The following is a 22,170-nucleotide window of genomic DNA, read 5'->3' on the forward strand; positions in this document are numbered from 1 at the left end:
AGAGGACGCCGCCATGACGGGCAGGCTCATAGCAGGCACCGACTCCGCGTATCAGTATCCGCTGCTCATAAAGCAGCTATGGCATACGCCGCTCTTGCAGGCGCCAGATCAGGAGATCGTCTATCGCGACGTAAAGCGCCTCACGTATCGCCAGTTGCGCGAACGCATCGGGCGGCTCGCGTCCAGCCTCGCCGGCTTAGGAGTTGAAGCCGGCGACACTGTCGGCGTGCTCGACTGGGACAGCAATCGGTTTCTGGAAGCCTATTTTGCTGTCCCAATGATTGGGGCTGTCCTGCAAACCGTGAATGTCCGGCTGTCGCCGGAGCAGATCGCCTACACAATCAATCACGCGGGCTCGTCGGTGCTTCTCGTCAACGATGACTTCGTGCCGGTCCTGGAAGGTGTCAGGCAGCAACTGCCCAGGGTGAAGACGCTGATTGTGATGTCGGACCGAACGGCCCCCCAGACGGGCGGCCTCTCCTTTGTGGGCGAATACGAGGACCTGCTGGCCACCGCCTCGGGCGACTATGACTTCCCCGACTTTGACGAAAACACTCTCGCCACGACCTTTTATACGTCAGGGACGACGGGTAAGCCAAAAGGCGTCTACTTCAGCCACCGACAGCTGGTGCTCCACACGCTCGCTCAAATGGCTTTCCTGGGCACTGCCACGAAACAGGGCCGTTTCTGCCGCGACGACGTCTATATGCCGATGACCCCGATGTTTCATGCTCACGCCTGGGGATTGCCATGGACGGCGACGCTCAGCGGAGTGAAGCAAGTCTATCCGGGTCGGTACGATCCCCATTTGCTCCTCAAGCTGATCAAAACCGAAGGCGTCACGGTCACGCACGGGGTGCCGACGATCCTCCAAATGCTTCTCGGCGCCGCCACAGCGGCAAACTGCGACCTTGCCGGATTGAAGATGGCGGTCGGGGGCTCCGAGCTGCCGAAGGCGCTTGCCAAGCAAGCGCTCGCGCTTGGCGTTGACGTCTATGCCGGCTACGGCATGTCTGAAAGTGCTCCCCTGCTTTCTCTTGCACAGGTCAGAACCGAAGACCTCACCGCGGATGTGGACAGACAGCTTGATATCCGAACCATGGCCGGCATCTCGGCACCCCTTGTCGACCTACGCCTGGTCGACAGGAACCGGGATGAGGTGGCACGCGACGGCAAAAGTTCGGGCGAAATCGTGGTGCGTGCACCGTGGCTCACGCAGGGCTATGCCGACGACCCAGAAGCGTCCGAGCAATTGTGGTCCGGTGGCTATCTGCATACCGGCGATATCGGCGTCATCGACGCCGGCGGATATCTTCGTGTCGTCGATCGGATCAAGGACGTCATCAAGTCCGGTGGCGAATGGGTCTCGTCGTTGCAAATCGAGGACCTCATTTCGCAGTGCGAAGGTGTCTCCGAGGCTGCGGTGATCGGCATCAAGGACGAGAAATGGGGCGAGCGTCCGCTGGCTCTGGTCATCAGGAATGCCGGCAGCGAACTCAGCGACACAAGGATAAGGGCGCATCTGAAATCGTTTGCCGATGCCGGGACGATTTCGAAGGTCGGCATTCCCGACAAAATACTGTTTGTCGATACGCTTCCACGGACCAGCGTCGGAAAGTTCGACAAGAAACAACTCAGAGCGACGTATGGCAATATGGCGATCGTTGAACACAGGGAGGAAGTGCATCATGAGTGACCGAATCCCGGCAGACCGTCTTCATCTGGACGATCTCCACGTCGGGCAGCGCTTTGTAAGCGCCAGTCATACGATCGATGAAACGCAGATCAAGGCTTTCGCCGCGCAATTCGATCCGCAGCCGTTTCATACGGATGCGGAGGCGGCTGCGGGCACTCTGTTCAAGGGGCTGGCGGCAAGCGGCTGGCATACCGCCGCCATCACCATGCGGCTGAATGTCGAGGGCGGTCTGCCGCTGGCCGGCGGGATCATAGGAGCAGGGGGTGAGATAAGCTGGCCGGCACCGACGCGCCCCGGCGACATCCTGCACGTGGAGAGCGAGGTCGTCGACGTCACGCCGTCCCGGTCAAAGCCAGATCGCGGCATCGCCACCATCGTCAGCCGGACGATCAATCAGCGTGGCGAGGTTGTTCAGAACCTCACGGCTAAGCTTGTGGTCCCGCGAAGGGCTGTGACCTAAGCGCTGCGGATCCCAAGCCGCGGCGATCATCGACCTGGCCCTGCCAAAGCGACGGCACCCAACCCTGGGGACAATCTGTTGTGCCTCGGCCTCAAGCCGAAAGACGCTGCTTTACAGACCAATCCAAAAGTATTGCCGACACCTTCGTGCAATGGATTTGCGGCCGCCGTCAGTCGATCTCTAACGCATCCAACAGAGGAGATGTGTCATGAGCGATCCCCGGCTTAGCAATTCACGCGTCGCTGCAATCATCAGGACGAAGAACGACATCAGCGTCACCCAGGCACGATGGATACTCATTCCGTTGTTCGGATTGTGGATCCTAGTTTCCGCCGCAAGCGTGATCCTCCAGTGAGGAAATGGACCCGGCCGTGAGCGCAACCACGACACAATTGCCCTCCGCTATCGCCGGATTTCCTCTCCGGTCGTGGGCTTTCGCCATCCGCATCTGGATGGCCTCGGTCGTTGCCCTGCTGGCGAGCTTCTGGCTTCAACTCGAGGCGCCGGCCTCAGCCATGCTCACCGTCATGATATTGGCGGAACCGACCCGTGGGCAGGCGCTGGAGAAGGCCGGGTTTCGCCTGATTGCCACTCTCGTCGGCGTGGCTGCCTCGATTGCAATCGTAGGCGCGCTGTCGCAGACGAGAGATCTGCTCCTGGTGGCCTTCGCGCTTTGGATGGGCCTTTGCATTTATGCATGCGGCCTGCTCGACGGCTACCGCGCCTACGCCGCGGTGCTATCGGGATATACCGTCGCGTTCATCGCCATCCAACAGATCGACAACCCGCAAGGTGTCTTTGAAGCAGCAACGGAGCGCGGTGCTGCCATTGCGGTTGGCGTGCTGTCGATCACCCTCGTGAACGATCTGCTGTTGGCCCCGGATCGTCATCCGCAGCTTGGGGCACAACTGACAGCCCTGCACCAGCGCGTGCGAAATTATGCACGGGCGGTCATTCGCCGTGAGGCCACCGATGCCATGGCGGTCGCGGTCCTGATCAGAGAGATCGTCACGCTCCGCTCGGACATATCGAGCCTCGGAGCCGAATCGAGCAGCGGTCCGGTGAGAAGCGCCGCGGCCCGCAGCGCGATGGTGGCGCTCGTGGCGGAACTGCAGGCGGCGCGCGCCTTGGCCGCCCTTCCGGCAAGATCGGATACCGCACTGCGCGAACGGTGGGCCTCGATGTTTGATTTGAGCCCCGAAGAGCTTTCGAAAATATCATCGCGCGATCAAGACTCGCCCGACTCAGATCAAGCGCCGCTTCGGTGGGCGTTTGGCGAACTCATGCGGCGGGATGCGGAGGTTCGCCTTCATCTTGTGGCGCTGAAGTCCGTCGTGCGCCCGTCCTGGTCATGGCGAGCGCCGCTCTACCGGTCACAGCGGATTGCGATAGAAAATGGAGTCCGGGCGGCAGCATGCGTTGCGGCAGCTTCCCTCGTTTTCGTATTGGCCGGCTGGCCGAGCGCGAGCTCGGCGCTTTCTCTGGTTGCAGTCGCACTCGGACTGGGTGCGACGACGCCCGCGCCACGGACCTTCACGACGCTCGGTTTTATCGGCGCGCCGATCGCGGTCGGGCTGACCGGCATCCTGGAATTCGTTGTCCTCAACGGCGTTTCCGACTTTCCACTGCTGGCGATTGGCCTAGCTCCATTCCTGATCGGAGCCGCGCTCATGGCGACCTCGCTGAATCCGGTCTGGGCGGGTCTTGGAAAAGTGAACCTGATCTTCATTTCGGCTATATTCGCCCCGAGCAATCCGCAAACCTACAATCCGCAGTCATTCCTGTTCACCTCGCTGTTCACCTGTGCGGCGATGAGCGTGTTGCTCGCAACTCAGTATCTCATTCCTCCCGTATCGAACCGTCAGCGCCGACGCTGGCTGCTCGCGTCGGCGTGGCATGATCTTCGGCTGCTGCTGGATCGTCCCGATCGGCGCTACGCGCCCGAGGAGGCGGCATTCAGAGATGCCGTGCGGGTCGGGCAGATCGCTTCGGCCGGCCCAAACGAGGCGGAGTACCGGACGTCCGTCGAACATGCGCTGGCGTATTTCGATCAAGCCGCGGCAATCCGCTGCGGTGCAGCCCGGCTTGCTCGGCTGACGGATAGCGCCTTGGCGGCTCTGGTCGTAAACGCGCGCGCAGCTTTGGCCGCGCGAGATCCGCAGCTTATGCGAGCAGCCGCCGATAGTCTGTGTGCCCACGCCGAGACCGATCATGCCGCCGCGGCGCGTGCAGCACTCGTCGTTGCCGGCGCAATTGTCGAACAGGCGCCTGCCGCCGCAATTCATGTTCAGGGAGCCAGGTCATGACGCACGATTTTCATGAGCTTGTGGTCGGCGGGGTCTTTTTCGCGCCATTCATCACCTACGCGGTCGCGGCGCTCGTCATCATTCTGGGGCTTCGGCCGATCCTGCACCTCGTCGGCTTCGCAAGCATCTTCAGCCACGTGTCAATCGCCGAGCTCAGCCTTTATGTGACCGTGCTTGGCGGCCTTGTGCTTCTCGCTTGATGGAGACTGTTATGGACGCGCAACTCAAGGAAGAGTTTGTTCTGGAAGCAGCGCTGGCCCCGGAGCCTCCCGCTTTGCCGCCTCCGCAAACGGATAATGGGACATTACGAGCGCCGAACCTCAAGTTCGCTGCTCCGGCTGCCCCGCAGGAGGGCACACAGACAAGTCTCATGCTCGAAGGCCAGTTGGCCCGGCAGGGGGGCGCCATGCGGCTCGCGCTAGCAGCAGTAGCGAAGCGACTGGCCACGCTGGTGCTGGCGCTTGTCGCAGTGCTCGTTTCCGTCGTCGCTTGGGACCACTACTTGACCGCTCCATGGACTCGCGACGGGCGAGTCCGCGTTCAGGTGGCAAGCGTGGCTCCTGAAGTTACCGGCCGGATCAAGGAACTGCGCGTTGCCGACAACCAGTTTGTGCACAAGGGCGATCTTCTCTACGTGCTCGACCCGTTCGATTTCGATGTAGCCCTGCACAGCAGCAAGGCAGCGCTGCAGCAGCAGGCAGCGGATCTGCAGGTGAAGCAGCGGCAATCCGAACGACAGGGGAAATTGTCCAGCCTCGCCACCACCCCCGAACAGCAGCAGATCTACGCCGGCAACGCGATCCAGGCTGAGGCCGCATTCGAAGCCGCGCAGTACCAGGTCGCCCTCGCCGAAGTGAACCTGAAGCGTACCGAGGTTCGCAGTCCGGTGAATGGATATGTGACGAACCTGTTGCTGCGCGCGGGCGACTATGCTCGCCAGGGTATCGCCAATGTTTCGATAATCGATACCGACAGTTTTTGGATCGACGGATATTTTGAAGAGACCAAGATGGCGCGCGTCTGTACCGGCGCCCAGGTCGAGGCGAAGTTGATGGGCTACTCAGCGCCGATCATCGGGCACGTCAGTACTATCACACGCGGCCTCAGCGTTTCCAATGCAGCCACTGGCGCCCAGGGACTACCGAATGTGGATCCGATCTATACCTGGGTGCGGCTGGCACAGCGTGTTCCGGTTCGCATCGCGATAGACGAAGTGCCGCCCGGCGTACCGCTTGTCTCCGGCATGACGGCAACCGTCTCGATCCGGGACCACTCCGCCGCCGATCATTCTACTTGGCTCGACAGCGCGCGTGAGAGTCTGTTCAACGTGCTCGACGGCCCCCCGGCCCGGCCCAATTGTATTTCAACGGTAACCACCGACGGTGAATTGGCGCAATCGGTTCCGGAATGGGAAGCACAGGCGACGCCCGAGCCGGAACAGATCAATCCCGGCCTGGCCACCGGCATAAAGGTGTCACCGCGTCATGATTGACCCTCCCGGCTGCCTGGTTATGTGCGATTTCGGGAACCGGCAAATGCTGTTTGGACGGCCGAGATGAGGCGCAAAGCAGCCATCCAGGTGCGTTCCAAGAAGATCGCCTTCAAGGTTGGAAGCCGCGCTTTCACGGTGTATCCACTGACCAGTAGTCTGAAATGGGCCGGAGAACGAACCCGCTGCGCGGGAGGGCGCCTGCGATTGAGGTAGAGATCACGAACCGGACGTCGCGCTCGCATTGAGGGTGGTTCGGCAGCGGCAGAGCATTACGGGCTTCTTCAACAAGGAGCCTGACCATGCCCTATCCTGTTCTTGATGCACCTATCAGTCCACTTCGTCAGCGGCTGATCGACGACATGAACATGCGGCGTTTCTCACGGGAGACGCAGCGCAACTATCTCCGCGACATCGGACGCCTGGCGACGTTCCTCGGGCGTTCACCAGACACAGCGACCACCGACGACCTGCGCCGGTTCCAGATCGAGCAGCAGGGCGACGGTGTTCCCGTGCCGACGATGAACAGCATCGTGTCGGCGCTGCGCTTCTTCTTCACGCATACGGTCGATCGTCCCGATCTGGCGCGCAAGCTCGTTCGTCTGGCGCACCCGCGCAAGCTGCCCGTGGTCCTGAGCCGCGACGAAGTCGCTCGGCTGCTCAACGCCACCACCTGCCTCAAGCACCAGGCCGCGCTCTCGGTCGCTTATGGCGCGGGCCTGCGCGTGGCGGAGGTGTCGACGCTGAAGGTCGCCGACGTCGACAGCGAGCGCATGCTGCTACGTGTCGAGCGCGGCAAGGGCGGGCGATACCGGAACGCCATGCTGTCGCAAGACCTGCTCTGGTTGCTGCGCCAGTGGTGGAAGGTCGGACGCCAGCAGGGGGTGATGCATCGCGAGGGCTGGCTGTTTCCGGGGCAGCATGCGATGAAGCCGATCAGCACCCGGCAGCTCTATCGCGTGGTCGTCGAGGCAGCGCAGGCGGCCGACATCGCCAAGCGCGTCGGGCCGCACACGCTGCGCCACAGCTTCGCCACCCACCTGCTGGAAGACGGCACCGACATCCGGATCATCCAGGTCCTGCTCGGGCACGCCAAGCTCGACAACACCGCCTTCTATACCAAGGTCGCGACCCGCACGGTGCGCACGGTTACCAGCCCGCTCGACAAGCTCGGCCTGTTCAAGCCGGGAGAGATCTCGCCCGACGGCTGAGCCGTGCGCGCCTCTGTCGAGGTCGCCGATGTCTTCCGTGCCGCCGGGCCCGCCTACCGGGCCGTCTATGCAGGTCATCTGAGCCTGCAGCAACTCAAGGTCATGTCGGCGATCGAGCAATGTCGCACCGCGGCCCTCGGCGGGCATGTCGAAGCCTGCGAGGACTGCGGCGAGTGGCGCATCGCCTACAATTCCTGCCGCAACCGGCATTGTCCCAAGTGCCAGGGCGCGGCCGCGCGGACATGGCTCGCCGAGCGAGAGGCCGACCTGCTGCCGGTCGGATACTTCCACGTCGTATTCACGCTCCCCACCGAGGTTGCCGCCATCGCGTTCCAGAACAAGGCGGCGGTCTACAACCTGCTGTTCAAGGCGGCATCGGAGACGATGCTGACGATCGCGGCCGATCCGAAGCATCTGGGCGCACGCATCGGCATCACCGCCGTGCTCCACACATGGGGTTCGGCGATGACGCATCATCCGCACGTGCACATGATCGTGCCAGGCGGTGGCATCTCGCCGGACGGAAGCCGGTGGATATCGTCGCGTCCCGCCTTCCTGCTGCCGGTGCGGGTGCTCGGCAAGCTGTTCCGCCAGCTGTTCCTCTCCCGGTTGGTCGCGCTGCACGACGCTGGCCGGCTCGCCTTCTTCGGCGCAATTGCTCATCTCGCGGAACGGCGGGCATTCCTGCGCCACCTGTCGCCGATCCGGAAGAAGCGCTGGGTGGTCTACGCCAAGGCGCCCTTCGCCGGCCCGGAAGCGGTGCTCGCCTACCTGTCGCGCTCCACCCACCGGGTGGCGGTCTCGAACAGCCGCCTCATCCGCCTCGACGAGAGCGGCGTCACCTTCCGCTACAAGGACTATCGTCGCGAAGGCGCCGACCGGCAGCAGGTCATGACGCTCGCGACCGACGAGTTCATCCGCCGCTTCCTGCTGCATGTCCTGCCGCGTGGCTTCCATCGCATTCGGCATTGCGGCCTGCTTGCCGGTTCCGCTCGCAAGGCCAGCCTCGCGCTTGCTCGTGAACTCCTGAACGTCGCCGCACCGTCCGACGATGACACCACGGACGAACCGGACAACTTTCGCCCGCCATGCCCCTGCTGTGGCGGCCGCATGATCGTCATCGAGGTGTTCGAACGATGGAGGCAGCCGCGCGGACCGCCACACGGTTCCCCGTCGACCGGGAGCAGCACGCCATGACCCGGCATGGAAAGGTTCAGCCTTCAGCTGCAGGCACTCAGCCTTCGGCAACAGATCGACGCACGCCTATGGTGCTTATCGACTCCGACAGAGCCGCGCCCAGCCGCCCACCGTCCCGACAACACCGCGCGGAGGCGCAACGAAGCGGTCTGTCCGCATTCACCCCAGAGCTCCTCGACGGCGGTCGCGCCATCGCCGACATCTGCCGAAATCCGAAATCCCCATAGCCATCGCCTGTGGCCCGCGGGTTCCTTCCTCGGGGACTTTCGTACGCCTGCCGGCGCCCGAAACTCTTCACGGAAACGGATTGGCAGCTTCGAGGCTCGGATTATCAGAAGCGGACATTCAGGCTCCTTGGGAGCATGGACCTGATCTGACCCGAAGCGCACTTTCATTCGGCGATTGGGGCTTGGCAGCTTCGCGCCCCAACTCGGCGTATGGTTCGATGTCACCACCAGCAAACACGACGGCAAAGATACCCGCAGTGTATTGGGAAACTTAGTCCTGCGATGTCACAACTGAGTGCCATTGTTGCAAATCTCATCGAAAAAGGGCCGAAGGCAACCTAGGGCGGATATCACTCAATGTCGTTGAGAGAACCGCGTATCGATCTGCGCGAAGGCAGTGACGACGCCGATCGTGGAAAAGGCGGGGAATGGCCTCGATGATGCCGTTTCCGCCTTCAACCCGTTTGAGCGACGCACCGGGAAGACGATCGTCCGCGTTCGTCCGTGAGGGCCTGGGGACGGCAAGCGATCCTGCCCTGAACAGGCTTCCCATCCCCGCAATATTGGATAACGAGCTGGCTTCTTCTGGTACAGGTGCGGCGCTGATGAACTTGTTCAGCGTGCAAGTCTTCCGGAGTTAGCGCACGGAAGTCAGCTCCGCGCGGCAGGCCTCTGCAAACACGCGCAGAATGTCATGGGCGGCCACGCGCGAGTGCCGGGCCGCCAAGGCGGACGAAGTCGTCTCGTATGTCGTAACGACGTGTTCAAGCACCGCCTCGGCGGCCCCGATGGTGGCTGGCATCGCAAATAGGCGAAGCTTGCTAATGGCGGTGTACATCGGGACCAGCTTGGACGGGTCATCCAAGCGTTCCTGGACCACTCCGTCAGCATAGGCCCTCGATGCTTGGTCGATGAACTCGCCGAAAAGCCGCTCGCGACGCGAGGCCTCCTGCTCGAGCCGCTGCATCCGATTCTGACGATGCTGGGTAAGCCAGCTCGTGGCAACGGATGACAAGGCGCCAATGGCGGAACCGGCCAGTGCGGAGACGGCGGTGATGGTTGCTGGGTCCATAGTCATGCGACTCTTCTTGAAGTTTCCGGTCGGGCGCCGGCCTGGCGGAGGAGTTGATCCTTGCCGAGCCGAAGCTCTCCCTTGCGGTAGCGGAAAAGGAGGTGGGGCCGGCTGCTCCACTCCCCGGCCTCATAGCTCGTGGTGTCGTTCAAATTTGTCATGTTGCTCACCAGGCCAGCGAAAAACTTCTAAGAAACTGCTCGCCACCCAGCACGATGAAGGACAAAACGGTCATCAACAGGCCGCGGTGGAAGCGCGCCTGCTTGATGGTCCGGACACGCGAGGTCTTCAGCAATTCGGTGGCCAGCACCGACGTCCAATCGGACTTCAACGCCTGGTGGACCATGGCACGGACATCGGAGAAGGAGCCGGGTTCGACATAGTAGACCGGCGCAACGGCGGAAGCCCCGGACACCTTGCCATTGAATTCCTTTTCCACGCGCATCCGGCTCGGATAAAGCACTTGGCCGAACTGTATTATAGGCATGATCACGATCCCCCAGACGACCGCATAGAACAGCGGCCCGATTGGCGCATGTGTCGGCAGAAGATCGCCGAACCGCAGCACCAGGTTAAGGGCAAGAATGTAGCCCACGCCCACGATCTGCGCCCTCGTGTCGTAGGAGCGCGCCGCCGTTTGCGCTTCCTGCAGCGCTGAGAGCAGCATCTTGTCGACATACTCGCGGGCGGTCTCACCGGATCCGGCGTACATTGTTGCATCCGATCCGAAGTAGCGATGAAGGAGAGAGGACGACGTTTCCGGCATACCGATCCCCTTCTCAGTGCTGAGGTGCGAGCATGGGCGCCGCAATCGCATCCGGCTCGGCCGATGCCGTCGGCTCGTCCTTCTCCCGGATACCATTGACCGCGACATAGAGGGCCGGGAGGAAGACCAGGGTCAGCACCGTGGCCACGGCGAGCCCGCCGACAATGGCGTAGGCCATCGGCCCCCAGAACACGTCGTGCATGATGGGGATCATGCCAAGGATGGCTGCAGCCGCGGTCAGCATGATCGGCCGGAACCTGTGCGTGGTCGCGTCGATCACCGCCTGCCACGGATCGATGCCGCGCGCCCGCTCATGCTCGATTTGATCGACGAGGATTACGGAGTTGCGGATGATCATGCCTGCAAGTGCGATGATCCCGAGGATGGCGATGAAGCCCATCGGCGTGCTCGTCGTCAGCAGCGCGATCGCGACCCCGATGAGGCCGAGCGGCGCCACGCTGATCACCATGGCCATCCGGCGGAAGCTGCCTAGCTGCACGATGAGTACGGTAAGCATCAGCGTGATCATCAGCGGAAACTGGGCCAGTAGCGCGGCGTTGCTTTGGCCGCTCTTCTCGACCGTACCGCCGGTCTCAATCAGGGTGCCCGCCGGCATCGACTTGCGCAGCCCCTCGATCGCGCCCGCGAGTTGCTCGTGAACTGAGGCGGGCTGCAGCCCCGGCAGCGGTTCCGCCTGAACTGTGATGGTGGGCAGGCGGCCGCGACGCCAGACATAACCCTCGTCGAGATCATACTGGAACTCGGCAAGCTCGCGCAGGGGCACCGAGGCGCCTGTCGCGGTGGGGATCTGAAGATTGCGTAAGGCCTCAACGCTTGAGCGCTCGCTGCTCTCGGCCCGCGCAACGACATCGACCAGATAGATTGAGTCGCGAAGCTGAGTGACCGTCGAGCCGCTGATCACGCGGTCGAGTGCCTGCGCGACCTGTTGCGAGCTCAGGCCAGCCTGACGCACGCGATCCTGATTGACCACGATGCGCAGCTCCTTGCTCTTCTCCGCCCAGTCGTAGTTGACGTTTCGCACAAGTCCGGATGACCGCAGCACATTTGCGAGTTCCTCCGCGTGCTCCCTCGCCTCCTCGGCCGTCGGCGCGCTCACCCGGTATTGCACCGGCCAGCCGACGGGTGGCCCGAGTTCCAGGCGCGAGATGCGGGCCTTTACGTCCGGGAAGCTGTCGGCAAACAGCGTCTGGAGCCTCATCAGAACGCGGTCGCGCGCCTCGAGGTCCTTCGCTACGACCACGGTTTCCGCCATGAAGTCGTTGTCGAGCTGGACGTCGAGCGGCAGATAGAAGCGGATGGCGCCGCCGCCCACATAGGAAGAAAAGCTGGCGATGTCCGGGTCGCTGGCAAGCCACTCTTCCAGCCGTTTCGTCTCCGTCTCGGTCGCGGCGATCGAGGCATTCTTCGGCAGCGTCATCGTTACCACAAGCTCGGGCCGGTTCGACGCCGGGAAGAACTGCTGCTGCACAAAACCCATGCCGTAGAGCGAGGCACCGAAGGCGGCAAGCGAGGCGGCGATGGTGAGCCAGCGGTGCCGCATGCTGAAACCGAGCAAGCCGATGAAAGCGCGCATGAAGCGGCCAGGCCCATGGGCGTGCGCCTTCATGCGGGAAGGCAGCAAGGAAAGCCCGATTACCGGCGCGAAGATCACGGCCACGAACCAGGACGCAACCAGCGCAACCCCAATGACCGCAAACAGCGAAAACGTGTACTGTCCGGTGTTGTTGTCGGCGAAGCCGATCGGCAGGAAGCCGAGGATCGTGATCAGAGTTCCCGATAGCATGGGGAAGGCGGTAGAAGTGTAGGCGAAGGTAGCCGCCTTGATTTTTTCCATGCCTTCCTCGATCTTCGAGATCATCATCTCGATAGTGATCATCGCATCATCCACCAGGAGGCCGAGCGCGATGATGAGAGCGCCAAGCGAGATACGCTGCAAGCTGATGCCCATCGCTTCCATGGCGATGAAGACGATCGCCAGTACCAGCGGTATTGACAGGGCAACCACGAGCCCTGCCCTGAGCCCGAGGCTGAGAAAGCTGACGGCGAGCACAATGACAATCGCCTCGACCAGCGCCTTGGTGAATTCGCCGATAGCCTCGCGCACGATCTCGGGCTGGTCCGAAACCAGATTGAGATTAATGCCGACGGGAACGCGTTGCGTCAGGCGTTTGGCCGCTTCGTGCAGGCCTTCGCCGAATTCGAGGTTGTTGCCGCCCTCGCGCATGTTGATGCCAATGCCGATAGCCGGCTTGCCGTTGACGCGGAACATCTTCGTGGGCGGGTCGCTGTAGCCGCGTTGAACGTTGGCGATGTCAGTGAGTTTGTAGAAGCGCCCATCGATCCAGAGGTTGAGGTTCGCAACATTCTCGGGTGTCAGGAGCGAGCCCGTGACGTCGACAAGCATGTTCTCGTGCGGCGTGTTGATGACGCCGGAGGGCACGACGGCGTTCTGGCGGGCGATCGCCGTCAGCACTTCGTCGAGATTGAGCTTGAGATTGGCGAGCTTCTGGGGTGAGAAGCTGAGATAGATCTTCTCGTCCTGGTCGCCAAAAATCTCGACCTTGCCGACATCGGACGAACGCAGGAACTCGGTCCGCGCCGTCTCGGCGAAGTCGCGGGCCTCTCGCGGCGTGAAGCCGTCGTAGGTGATCCCGTAGATGACGCCGAAGACGTCGCCAAACTCGTCATTGAAGAAGGGGCCGATCACGCCGGGGGGAAGCGTCGCCTGAACGTCGCTGACCTTCTTGCGGACCTGGTACCAGATGGCGTCGAGATCGCTCTTTGGCGTCGACTCCTTGAGGTAGACGAAAATCGTTGCCTGGCCGGGTTTGGTGTAGCTCTTGAGGTAATCCAGCTTGGGAGTCTCTTCGAGCTTCTTCTCCAGCTTGTCGGTCACCTGCGTGAGCATATCGGCGGCAGTGGCGCCGGGCCAGACCGCCTGAACCACCATGGTTTGCACGGTAAAGTCCGGATCCTCCTGCCGGCCGAGCCGCTCATAGGCGCTGATGCCACCGATGACGCAGACGAGCATGAGGAATACGACGATGGCCCGGTTGTGGACGGCCCATTCTGAAAGATTAAAGCGGGTCATCACTTCACCTCCATCTCGGCGTTGACCAACTCACCGTCTGCTAGCGAATTGACGCCGGCGGTCACGACCTTCTCTCCAGCCGACAGCCCGTGGCTGACGACGACGGAGTCCGTATCGAATTGAAGCAGCTGGACGTCCCGACGCTGAACCTTGCCGTCACCGCCAATCACCCAGACCTGCGGCTTGTCTCCGGACTGCAGCAGTGCGGTCGGGGGTAGTGTGGTGACCTCCTGGGCTCCTTCGCTTTCGACGCGGCCTACGACGACTGCCCCCAGCCGCATCTCTGGCGGCGGCGAAGCCAGCGCCACCTTCACCTGATAGGTGCCGGTAGTGCTGTCGGCCTCGGGCGAAATCTCGCGGATCGCGCCGATGACTGAGATGTCCGGCCGGCCCTGGATCGAAATGTTCACCGCCATGCCGAGCTTTGCCCCGGCGATGTCTGAGCCGGCGACAGCGAACACGGCCTCGCGCGCGTCATTGCGGGAGATCTCGACGACCATCTGGCCCGCGACGACGACCTGACCGGGGTCCGCCGCCGTTGCCGTCACGATGCCGTCGTCGGGGGCGAGCAGCTGCGTGTAGCCGAGCTGGTTTTGGGCGATACGGAGATTGGCTTCGGCCGCCTGGACGGCAGCTTGTGCGCTCTGCAGCGACTTCAGCGCCTCGTCGTATTGGGAACGGGTGGTAAAGCCCTTGCCGAGCAGAATGCGGAAGCGTTCCTCCTGGGCCACGACCTGGATGAGCGTGGCCTTGGCCGCGGTGAGATCGGCCTCGGCGGCGGTCACTTTGTTGCGGTAATCGACGGCACTGAGCTCAGCGAGCTTCTGTCCTTTCTTGACTATGGCGCCTATGTCTACATCGCGGGAGATGACGCGGCCGCCGACTTCGAAGCCGACCTCGCTGACATAACGCGACTGGACGCGACCGGCGCCCTGCGCCACCGTGGCAAGCCTGTGAGGCGTCACCACCACTGCCCGCGCCTGCCGCGGTGCCGCTAACGCTGCCTTCTCCTCTTCGGAACAGCCGGCAAGACAAAGGCCGGCGAGACAGACACAAAGGAATTTGCCGTACGATAGGCGCATGAAAGCCTCCGCTCGAAAGGATCGAGGTTGCAGGGAACTGATGATTGATGAAGGAACTTCGGTTTAGCGGCCGAGGCTCGATTTCATTTTGAATGTGTACGTCAAAACGACTAGATAGTCAATATGAGAATTGTGCAATTGTGTAATGCAAAAAGTACGGCAATTGACGCGGTTGATCGCGGATGGGGAGGGAGATCGCGCGGGGTAGGGGTCAGGAGGCGCGCGTCTCCAAAGTCGCTACTGCATGAACCATCCATGGCTGACCACCATCGACTGGCCGGTCAGCGCGTTCGACGGGAAGGCCGCCAGGAACAACGCTGCCTCGGCCACGTCCTGCCCAGTCGTGAATTCGCCGTCGACCGTCTCCTTGAGCATTACCTTCTTGACGACGTCCGCCTCGGAGATCCCAAGCGCACGCGCCTGCTCCGGAATCTGCTTCTCGACCAGCGGTGTGCGCACGAAGCCGGGGCAGATCACGTTGGCGCGGACCCCGTGTGCGGCACCCTCCTTCGCCACGACCTTGGCCAGGCCGATCAGGCCGTGCTTGGCGGTGACGTAAGGAGCCTTGAGCGGCGACGCCTCCTTGGAATGCACGGATCCCATGTAGATGATGCAGCCGCTGTTCTGCCTGTACATCTGGCGCAGGGCGGCGCGGGTCGTCAGGAAGGCCCCATCGAGGTGGATGGAAAGCAGCTTCCGCCATTTCGCGAATTCGAACTCCACGAGCGGCGCCACGATCTGGACGCCAGCGTTGCTGACCAGGATGTCGAGGCGCCCGAAGATTTCGATCGCCTTCGCCATTCCGCTTTCCACCTGCTCCTCGCTGCTGACATCCATGCCAACCCCGAGCGCACGCTGGCCCAACGGATCGATCTCGGACGCGGCTTTTTGCGCCGCGGTCTGATCAAGATCCGCGATGACCACCTTTGCTCCCTCGCGGACGAAGCTGAACGCAATCTCCTTGCCGATGCCGCTCGCCGCTCCAGTGATCACCGCCACCTTGTCCAGGAGCCGTCCGCCGGCTCCATCGGAGCGCTTGTTCGATGAAATCTCAGTATGCAAGTTCATGGATTCTTCCTTTCCGATGGCGAGGCTCGGCCGGCAGGAGGTAGTCATGCACGACATTCCCGAGCGCGAGCGTGAGATCTGCGACGATGTGAACCGCCGACACAACTTCCAGGACCGGCAGCTCGGCAACTGGGGCCAGCGCGTGTGACCAAAGGTTCAGGGCTGCCGGGCCGGTCCAGGCGCCCCTCAGATCGATGTCCTCCAGGTGGTATTCGACGAGCTCGCAGATGCGCGGCGTTCCGTCGACATGCGGGATGATTTTGAGGAGGAAGTTCGGTTCGGCGAGCGAAGCCTTCACGCTCGCGAGGTCGGCGGCTCGGTGCTTGTAGCCCATGGTGCCGGTCGCGACGCGGACCGGGCCGTAGTTGAGCGTGCCAACAAGGGTATCCGTCTCCGTTCGAAGCGTTGGGCTGGCGAGCTTCTTCGGAAAACCCCACAACTCGCGTCCGCCGGCGATCGGTGGATGGTCATCGAGAAACATGCAGTGGGTGTAGCTGCCCTTGCGGCCTCGGAAGGAGACCGGGATGACCTGCCCGCTTTCGGTGTAGTCGCCAAAGCCGGTGGAGTCCGGCATGCGAATGAACTCGAATTTCACGAGCGGCTCGACGACCTGAAGCGGCTCCGGCACCAGGTCGCGTAGCTTCTGCGGATCGGTGCGATATGTGATGATCAGATACTCCCGGTTTCGGAAGCGATATGGCCCGGCCGGATAGGCCGGGCTTGTCAGTGGCATGGCGAAAGCCTTCGCCCGGACAGTGTCTTGGTGCATGTCTGAAATTCCTTTGGGCTGGATCGACGGTTCATTTCCGTTCAGGAGAGCCGGTCGCCTTCGCGACCGGCACGGGGCGTCAGTCGTCTTTGGGCTGACCGTTATTCCAGCCCGTCGATGGCAAGGTCATAGGTGCTGACCCCGTCCAGATTGTCTGGCCGACTCAGTGCCTCAGGATGGCGCAATGTGCGAACGGCATCGAAGTACCCGGCCCGCCAATGCTCCTCCATCGACAAACGCGAGAACTCGTAGTCCTTCGAGTGGTCTTCATACTGTTTTGCGCGGTAGATGAGGTGCACGAGCTTGTAGACCTTGTGGTCTGCAATCCCGCCCAGCATTCTTGCCTCTTCGCTGGCAAGCAAGTCGGGCGGCAGCTTCGAAAGCAGGCTCGCGAGAGCGTGCCGGGCGCGCTGGTACTGCTTGAACTGGTCGGTATGAGCGCGCGAGCGGCTCGAATACTGGATATCCTTTTGCCGCGCCGCGACGTCGGCCAGGTTGCGGGGTATCTCACCGCGCGCGCTCCACAGGTCGACCTGGAAGGCAATCGTGTCTTGCCGCGTCCCGTGCTCTACGACCCACTGCAGCGGCGTGTTGGAAACGAGGCCGCCGTCCCAGTAGAGCTCGCCCTCGATCTCGACCGCAGGGAAGCCGGGCGGAAGCGAGCCGCTGGCCATCACGTGCTCGGGCCGGATCGTATGCGTCTCATTGTCGAAGTAGACGAGATTTCCCGTCCGCACGTTCACCGCGCCGACACTGAAACGCATGCCGCCCGCGTTGATCCGGTCGAAGTCCACAAGCCGCTCCAGAGTGCTCTTCAGCCGGCTGGTGTCGTAGAAGCTTGTACCTTGGAGCGAGCCATCCGAGTGCAGCCAGGGTGCGGGCTGCCGCAGGCTGAAGAAGCCCGGGGCACCGCCGACGAGCGCGCAGGCAGCACTAAATTGATTGAAGAGTGCGCGCGGCAGATTGCCCTTCGGAGCAAGAGCGTCTGTGGCGGCAGCCCAGTCGAGAAGCGGATTGGCAGTGATCTCCCGCCAGAAGGTCCGCAGCTTCGCAACCCGTTCGGCCGGCTCGTTTCCAGCGATGATCGCGGAGTTGATGGCGCCAATGGAGACGCCGGCAACCCAATCTGGATGAATGCCGGCTTCCGCAAGGGCTTCGTAGACGCCAGCCTGGTAGGCTCCAAGAGCCCCGCCGCCTTGCAACACCAACGCAATGCATTCGAAAGGGAGACGCCGTTCCGCCGTTCGGAAATCCTTCTGGGACTGAACGTTCATCGAATGCTTTCCTTCTCACCGAGCGTGACCTCGCGGCCCTTCGCCGTCCGCATCGCGACCTTCAATTTTCAATTTGCACTTATATGTCAAAACGACTATGTGGTCAATATGAGAATTGCGTAATGGTGCAATGCAAAAAGGACATGACGCATGGCAAAAGTAGATGTGGCGCGCAGGGCGGAGATAGGGCGTGAGAAGCGGGCGCGGACGCGTGCGCAGATCGTGGAAGCGGGCGCGACGCTGCTTGGGGGGCGTACGCACGAGGCGGTTACGGTGGATGCTGTGGTCGAGGCTGCGGGCGTTGCCAAGGGGACCTTCTACTGCCATTTCAAGAGCATCGGAGATCTGGCCGCTGCGGTGGGAGCCGGGCTCAGTCAGAGCTTTGATGAGCTGCTGTCGCCTGCGAGGCTCGAGCGGCGGGATCCGATCGAGCGCCTCTCCTTCGCGTTCATGAGATTCCTGGAGAGAGCGAGCGCGGACACGGACTGGGCTCGTCTTGTTATTCAGAGCTCGCAATCACCCATTGAGTTCGGCATAGGGGTTCGCGCGAACCTCAAGGCGGACATCGAGGAAGCGATTGCTCAGGGTCGAGTGAGCGTGCGCGACGTTGAGTTGGCGGCCGACATCGCCATTGGAATATGGCTGGAGGTGACGCGCGGAATTATTGCGCGCGGTCCCCGGCCGGAAACGACCAGCCAAGCGCTCGACGCAACGCTTCGAGCTCTGGGCCTCGGTCAGCGCTGAATAGGGTTGGATAAAGCATCCCTGCCCTACGGATGTTTGATGGACAACGCACCGTCGCAACGTCTCGACGTGGTGTCAGGGCAGCAGCAGCACGCGCCCCGGCTGTCTTTTCCTGACGTGGTCGAATGCTAAGCCTGCCGCTGCGAGCGGCTTGCACAGCCCGATCGGGAGGCTGACTTGGTTGTGTTCAACGAACTGGCGCAAATCATCCAGTGCTGCCTTGTCCGGCTTGAAGAGGACCCATGCGTAATTGCTGGCGCCCTTCGGCAGCGCGCGTCGGTGATCCTTCTTTTGCGAGAGTGTCCTTAGCATACCGCGCAGCCAGCCAAGCCGGTCGAAGTTGCCTAACATTGGGTGCACGGTGGTTGCGTGACCGAGCGCGCCGTCGCGCAGACAGCCGATCAGCGCGAGATCATCTTCCCAAGTGGCGAAGTTGAGGGTTGCGTCGAAAGAGCGCGACAGCGAGACGAACAGATCGTCTGTTCGCTCGACCACCTCGGCGGCACCCACCTCAAGACACACCTTGCTGTTTGACTTCCGAGCAATCGCCGTAACTCTCGCGCCCCATGAGGAGAGCATCTGCGTTGCTAACGTTCCGAGTGCGCCGGCCGCACCGTGGACCAGCACATTTTTTCCGACAGCGTTCTCACGGCTAAGGCCCGCTCCACGTACGGCGAGCCACATCGTCGTAAAGCTATAGGGAATTGCAGCGAGCGCATGAAGGTCCCAATCCCCAGGGGCGGCCAGCATGTGGACAGCTTTGACCAACACGTGGCTGGCGTGAGCCCCTTCCGCGGAAGCGGGCTTCACTCCGTAAACCCGGTCGCCGGTCTTGAAGGTCGACACCCGTGAGCCCACGGCGGTCACGATGCCCGCGAGGTCATTGCCGAGGATCAAAGGAAACCTGCCGGCTCCCAATAGCGACAGCAGCCTACGGCCGTAGCCTTCGGAGCGGCGCACATCGATCGGGTTAACCGAAGCTGCGGTCACCGCGACTTCGAGTTCATCTGCGGCCGGCCTTCGCCTGGTAAATTGCCGAACCGTAAATCCGCCTGAGCCACCAGGCCCGAGGCACAGGGCTGCAGCGCCTGATGTCATGCCCTAGACCTCCGTGCGTTGCCGAGGTCGGCGCCGTCACACTCCAACGCCACCGATTTGAATGCACGCCGTTCGAGGGCGTGCTGCAACTGGGATGCGAGCACGTGCGACCCTGGAGTTTCAATCACGCTTGTCACTAGCTTTTCTTCATTCTGGCAAGGCCACACGGATCAATTTTGCACTGTGTAGTCAAAACGACTATTTAGTCAATGTGAATTTTGCAATGGCGTGAATTCAATGTTGCGCGGCAGCACACGAAGCGCTTCGAAAGCAAGCCGAAGCCGAGTACAGGGGCGGATGCAATGAGGCGGTTGTTCTGGGGATACGTCTTCACGCCGCTTGTGGTGATAGCTCCAGCTCACAATCAACGGGACGGTGGACCGGGCGACAAAACTCAAGCTGTCGTGTTCAAGCCTGCCGAGGCAATCTCGGCATTGTCCACCGTCCGCCAACGTCGATCTTGGGATGTACTCCTGACCGTCACGCCGAGCGGCTGCGCGCAGCGAGTGCCGCCCCCGCACTTGCAGCGCCTACTTTTGATGCTTCACTGCTCAAGCGCCCGTTGAAACACAAGGGCGCCCCGCCACGCTCTGATGACCGGATATATGCCCAGATCTGGAGTCGCGACGAAGCCCTCAATCTCAACGAACAGATAACGGAGATCGCCGCGTGAGGGTCGGCAGTCCAATGTCAGGCCCCGCTGCCCCCCGCACCTGGGCGCTGAGACTTCCGTTGCGGCGGCCCATCAGACGTTGCGACGTCGGCAGATGTAGGCAAGCGCGTGAGGACCGACTTCGCCTCCCGGGCATTGAGCCCGATCGCGCGCAGGATGGCGCTTATGGCCGCATCACGATCGAGCGGCGACAGCCTGCGCTCGCCAAGCGCGCGCATGAGCTGGAGCATGATCCCAACGACGATTTCCAGGTTCAGGTGCGCGGATGGCCCGCCGTCCGGCAGGTTGTTCGAGAACTGTTGCAGGTCTTCGAAGATTCGGCCTCGGAGGAGTTCGCCACCCTTTGCATCTACCGTCGCCATCCTGGCGACAAGGCTGGCCCAACGAGGATCATTGAGGGCCTTATCTATGAATGCGCTGCACCCGAACGCAATCCGAAGGGCAGGATCGTCGAGTGAGAGCCGGTCGGACTGCAGCATTTCGTCGAAAGACCGGACCAGTTCCTCCGCGACCGCCGCCGTCAATCCATTCAGACCATCGAAGTGAACATAGAACGTACCCTTGGCGACGCCGGCCTCTTTGACTACGTCGTCGACTGTTACCGATTCCACGGCCTGCTTGGCGAACAACGAGTTGGCCGCGGCAACGAGCTCTGCACGGGTTCGCACGCGCTTTTCGCGCCCAATTTCAGCTCTACGCGCGGGATTAATGTTCGCCATCAGTGGCCCAATCTCCGGTTACGAATTGTACAATAGGTCATATTGACCGCAACGTCTAGGCGCAGCTGTTAGCCCCTGTCGTTCGTTTGGTCGTAGCCAGTCTACACAGATATCTTAGTACGAGATCTGGCCATCAACGATCTGTCCGGTCGACGTGACAGGCTCGCGTTTCAGCAATTTGCGTGCCTCGCTGCTGTCAACCGGGCCCTTAGCAGTTTTGCGCTTCGCCGGCCGGCCGAGACTGGCTGCTGCCGCAGTTACGCGATCCGAGAACTTAGCCTCGCCTGCCGTCAACGATCGACCGCCTAGGCGCTGCGCCAGCAGCCGAACAATCTCGGGGCTGTCGGCATACGCATTGTGGCCGAGTGGATCTCCCGATGCGATGGCGCTCGTGTCGATAACGGTAACTCCGAGTTCTTCAAGAACCGCCGTATATGGCGTGAGATCGGTACCGCCGACACGCGAAATTCCACCCGATAGCAATCGCGAGAACTCAAGAGCCTTGTCCCGCGTCGACGTGAAGATTGTGAAACGCGGCTTATTCGGCCCCATTTCGACAAATTGACGGCGAAACACGTCGATGTCGATATCCGGAGACGCCAAGACGACATTCCTGACCTTAGCCGGGATCCAGTTTTTACGCATGGCAACACCGCGTAACGCTTCCGCGGCAAGCCACGTCCCCATCGAATGAGCGAGAATGGTGACGTCGTCGACGTCAGGACTCATGGAGGCCTGGAGGATCAAGTCTTCCAGGGCCCGGCGCGAATAGTTCGCGCTCTCCTTGTCGTAAAGATAGTCGAAGACCTTGGCCCGCGATGGCCAAGCGAAGAGAATAGGCGCTGCGTCGGTTCCCGCGTCATGAACGATCTGAGCGAAACGAAAAACGGCGTCGGCATAAGAGTTGTTGTAGCCGTGCACGAAAATGAGCACCTGCCGTTTTGCGTTTCGGTTCTTGCGGAACCAATCGAAAACGTGCCTTTCCGTTGCGACTTTGTCGACGCCGACCACCGCAAACTCCCGATCAGGATCAGGGGGAAGGCGTGAAGGCCACTGGATCTGACCGATCTTTCGGTTTCGGTCCGGAGGTATGGTGACAGTAACGCTGTCCAACGAGATCGCGGTCCCGCGCTCTCCTGAATAAAGTCGGTCAGGATCCGTTGACGGTTTGCGTGTTGTGGCGACAAGTAGGTTAACCCGCGTGGCC

The 22,170-nt window shown here is 61.9% G+C and carries 19 protein-coding genes; 9 read left to right on the top strand and 10 right to left on the bottom strand.

All coding sequences use genetic code 11. The annotated features are described in order from the left end of the window. The first annotated feature begins 13 nt into the window (after window positions 1-13). From MESS4_RS26210 to MESS4_RS26240, 8 genes are all read left to right on the top strand, one after another. Window positions 14-1,696 carry a fatty acid--CoA ligase gene (locus tag MESS4_RS26210; RefSeq protein ID WP_006337782.1) on the top strand — a complete coding sequence of 561 codons (1,683 nt, stop codon included), beginning with the start codon at window positions 14-16 and terminating at the stop codon, window positions 1,694-1,696. Further along, window positions 1,689-2,156: a MaoC family dehydratase gene (locus tag MESS4_RS26215; protein ID WP_006337783.1), complete on the top strand. Its 468-nt coding sequence runs from the start codon at window positions 1,689-1,691 to the stop codon at window positions 2,154-2,156. The genes MESS4_RS26210 and MESS4_RS26215 overlap by 8 nt, the downstream gene beginning before the upstream one ends. A gap of 208 nt (window positions 2,157-2,364) precedes the next feature. Beyond that, window positions 2,365-2,511, top strand: a complete 147-nt coding sequence (locus MESS4_RS33805) for a hypothetical protein (protein WP_157385684.1) — start codon at window positions 2,365-2,367, stop codon at window positions 2,509-2,511. A 16-nt stretch (window positions 2,512-2,527) separates the two neighbouring features. Further along, window positions 2,528-4,462 (top strand): FUSC family protein, encoded by a 1,935-nt coding sequence (locus MESS4_RS26220; protein WP_244441227.1) that lies wholly within the window; start codon window positions 2,528-2,530, stop codon window positions 4,460-4,462. Beyond that, window positions 4,459-4,662, top strand: a complete 204-nt coding sequence (locus MESS4_RS26225; RefSeq protein ID WP_006337785.1) for a DUF1656 domain-containing protein — start codon at window positions 4,459-4,461, stop codon at window positions 4,660-4,662. Before MESS4_RS26220 ends, MESS4_RS26225 begins: the two co-directional genes overlap by 4 nt. 206 nt (window positions 4,663-4,868) lie before the next feature. After that, window positions 4,869-5,954 (top strand): HlyD family secretion protein, encoded by a 1,086-nt coding sequence (locus tag MESS4_RS26230; protein WP_244441229.1) that lies wholly within the window; start codon window positions 4,869-4,871, stop codon window positions 5,952-5,954. A gap of 299 nt (window positions 5,955-6,253) precedes the next feature. After that, window positions 6,254-7,162: a tyrosine-type recombinase/integrase gene (locus MESS4_RS26235; RefSeq protein WP_006337788.1), complete on the top strand. Its 909-nt coding sequence runs from the start codon at window positions 6,254-6,256 to the stop codon at window positions 7,160-7,162. A gap of 3 nt (window positions 7,163-7,165) precedes the next feature. Further along, the gene (locus tag MESS4_RS26240; protein ID WP_006337792.1) at window positions 7,166-8,359 is read left to right on the top strand and encodes an IS91 family transposase; all 1,194 of its coding nucleotides are present in this window, start codon (window positions 7,166-7,168) and stop codon (window positions 8,357-8,359) included. A gap of 864 nt (window positions 8,360-9,223) precedes the next feature. Here MESS4_RS26240 and MESS4_RS26245 read toward each other — a convergent pair. The 7 genes from MESS4_RS26245 to MESS4_RS26275 all read right to left on the bottom strand — a co-directional run bounded on the left by MESS4_RS26245 (window position 9,224) and on the right by MESS4_RS26275 (window position 17,729). After that, window positions 9,224-9,664, bottom strand: a complete 441-nt coding sequence (locus MESS4_RS26245; protein ID WP_006337793.1) for a hypothetical protein — start codon at window positions 9,662-9,664, stop codon at window positions 9,224-9,226. Window positions 9,665-9,824: 160 nt separating this feature from the next. Further along, window positions 9,825-10,370 (bottom strand): hypothetical protein, encoded by a 546-nt coding sequence (locus MESS4_RS26250; RefSeq protein WP_006337794.1) that lies wholly within the window; start codon window positions 10,368-10,370, stop codon window positions 9,825-9,827. Window positions 10,371-10,437: 67 nt separating this feature from the next. Beyond that, window positions 10,438-13,536 carry an efflux RND transporter permease subunit gene (locus MESS4_RS26255; RefSeq protein WP_006337795.1) on the bottom strand — a complete coding sequence of 1,033 codons (3,099 nt, stop codon included), beginning with the start codon at window positions 13,534-13,536 and terminating at the stop codon, window positions 10,438-10,440. After that, window positions 13,536-14,618: an efflux RND transporter periplasmic adaptor subunit gene (locus tag MESS4_RS26260; protein ID WP_006337796.1), complete on the bottom strand. Its 1,083-nt coding sequence runs from the start codon at window positions 14,616-14,618 to the stop codon at window positions 13,536-13,538. Before MESS4_RS26260 ends, MESS4_RS26255 begins: the two co-directional genes overlap by 1 nt. Before the next feature lie 237 nt (window positions 14,619-14,855). Beyond that, entirely contained in the window at window positions 14,856-15,686 is an 831-nt protein-coding gene (locus MESS4_RS26265; RefSeq protein ID WP_051070932.1) for a 3-hydroxybutyrate dehydrogenase, read from the bottom strand. Continuing rightward, complete coding sequence (locus MESS4_RS26270) at window positions 15,670-16,455, bottom strand: acetoacetate decarboxylase (RefSeq protein WP_006337799.1); 786 nt, start codon at window positions 16,453-16,455, stop codon at window positions 15,670-15,672. Before MESS4_RS26270 ends, MESS4_RS26265 begins: the two co-directional genes overlap by 17 nt. Before the next feature lie 101 nt (window positions 16,456-16,556). Next, on the bottom strand, window positions 16,557-17,729 hold the full coding sequence (locus tag MESS4_RS26275) for a patatin-like phospholipase family protein (protein ID WP_006337800.1): 1,173 nt from the start codon (window positions 17,727-17,729) through the stop codon (window positions 16,557-16,559). A gap of 150 nt (window positions 17,730-17,879) precedes the next feature. On the opposite strand from MESS4_RS26275, the gene MESS4_RS26280 reads away from it, so the two are divergent. Further along, window positions 17,880-18,473 carry a TetR/AcrR family transcriptional regulator gene (locus MESS4_RS26280; protein ID WP_006337801.1) on the top strand — a complete coding sequence of 198 codons (594 nt, stop codon included), beginning with the start codon at window positions 17,880-17,882 and terminating at the stop codon, window positions 18,471-18,473. Between the two features lie 75 nt (window positions 18,474-18,548). Here the strand turns inward: MESS4_RS26280 and MESS4_RS26285 are convergent, their stop codons facing one another. The 3 genes from MESS4_RS26285 to MESS4_RS26295 form a co-directional block, all read right to left on the bottom strand. Next, window positions 18,549-19,571 carry an alcohol dehydrogenase catalytic domain-containing protein gene (locus MESS4_RS26285; protein WP_006337802.1) on the bottom strand — a complete coding sequence of 341 codons (1,023 nt, stop codon included), beginning with the start codon at window positions 19,569-19,571 and terminating at the stop codon, window positions 18,549-18,551. 690 nt (window positions 19,572-20,261) lie between these two features. Continuing rightward, a complete protein-coding gene (locus MESS4_RS26290) occupies window positions 20,262-20,963 on the bottom strand; it encodes a TetR/AcrR family transcriptional regulator (RefSeq protein WP_006337805.1) in 702 nt (233 codons plus the stop codon). A gap of 114 nt (window positions 20,964-21,077) precedes the next feature. Beyond that, entirely contained in the window at window positions 21,078-21,974 is an 897-nt protein-coding gene (locus MESS4_RS26295) for an alpha/beta fold hydrolase (RefSeq protein ID WP_006337811.1), read from the bottom strand. Window positions 21,975-22,170: the final 196 nt, after the last annotated feature.

It is taken from the genome of Mesorhizobium sp. STM 4661 (genome assembly GCF_000359125.1).
Lineage (GTDB): Bacteria > Pseudomonadota > Alphaproteobacteria > Rhizobiales > Rhizobiaceae > Mesorhizobium.

What these genes read in the sequence shown, in the direction of transcription:
- MESS4_RS26215 (WP_006337783.1), top strand. Translation starts at nt 1,689, where the DNA reads ATGAGTGACCGAATCCCGGCAGACCGTCTTCATCTGGACGATCTCCAC.
- MESS4_RS26275 (WP_006337800.1), bottom strand. Translation starts at nt 17,729, where the DNA reads ATGAACGTTCAGTCCCAGAAGGATTTCCGAACGGCGGAACGGCGTCTC.
- MESS4_RS26265 (WP_051070932.1), bottom strand. Translation starts at nt 15,686, where the DNA reads ATGAACTTGCATACTGAGATTTCATCGAACAAGCGCTCCGATGGAGCC.
- MESS4_RS26225 (WP_006337785.1), top strand. Translation starts at nt 4,459, where the DNA reads ATGACGCACGATTTTCATGAGCTTGTGGTCGGCGGGGTCTTTTTCGCG.
- MESS4_RS26280 (WP_006337801.1), top strand. Translation starts at nt 17,880, where the DNA reads ATGGCAAAAGTAGATGTGGCGCGCAGGGCGGAGATAGGGCGTGAGAAG.
- MESS4_RS26255 (WP_006337795.1), bottom strand. Translation starts at nt 13,536, where the DNA reads ATGACCCGCTTTAATCTTTCAGAATGGGCCGTCCACAACCGGGCCATC.
- MESS4_RS26245 (WP_006337793.1), bottom strand. Translation starts at nt 9,664, where the DNA reads ATGACTATGGACCCAGCAACCATCACCGCCGTCTCCGCACTGGCCGGT.
- MESS4_RS26285 (WP_006337802.1), bottom strand. Translation starts at nt 19,571, where the DNA reads ATGACATCAGGCGCTGCAGCCCTGTGCCTCGGGCCTGGTGGCTCAGGC.
- MESS4_RS26235 (WP_006337788.1), top strand. Translation starts at nt 6,254, where the DNA reads ATGCCCTATCCTGTTCTTGATGCACCTATCAGTCCACTTCGTCAGCGG.
- MESS4_RS26270 (WP_006337799.1), bottom strand. Translation starts at nt 16,455, where the DNA reads ATGCACCAAGACACTGTCCGGGCGAAGGCTTTCGCCATGCCACTGACA.
- MESS4_RS26260 (WP_006337796.1), bottom strand. Translation starts at nt 14,618, where the DNA reads ATGCGCCTATCGTACGGCAAATTCCTTTGTGTCTGTCTCGCCGGCCTT.
- MESS4_RS33805 (WP_157385684.1), top strand. Translation starts at nt 2,365, where the DNA reads ATGAGCGATCCCCGGCTTAGCAATTCACGCGTCGCTGCAATCATCAGG.
- MESS4_RS26230 (WP_244441229.1), top strand. Translation starts at nt 4,869, where the DNA reads ATGCGGCTCGCGCTAGCAGCAGTAGCGAAGCGACTGGCCACGCTGGTG.
- MESS4_RS26290 (WP_006337805.1), bottom strand. Translation starts at nt 20,963, where the DNA reads ATGGCGAACATTAATCCCGCGCGTAGAGCTGAAATTGGGCGCGAAAAG.
- MESS4_RS26210 (WP_006337782.1), top strand. Translation starts at nt 14, where the DNA reads ATGACGGGCAGGCTCATAGCAGGCACCGACTCCGCGTATCAGTATCCG.
- MESS4_RS26250 (WP_006337794.1), bottom strand. Translation starts at nt 10,370, where the DNA reads ATGTACGCCGGATCCGGTGAGACCGCCCGCGAGTATGTCGACAAGATG.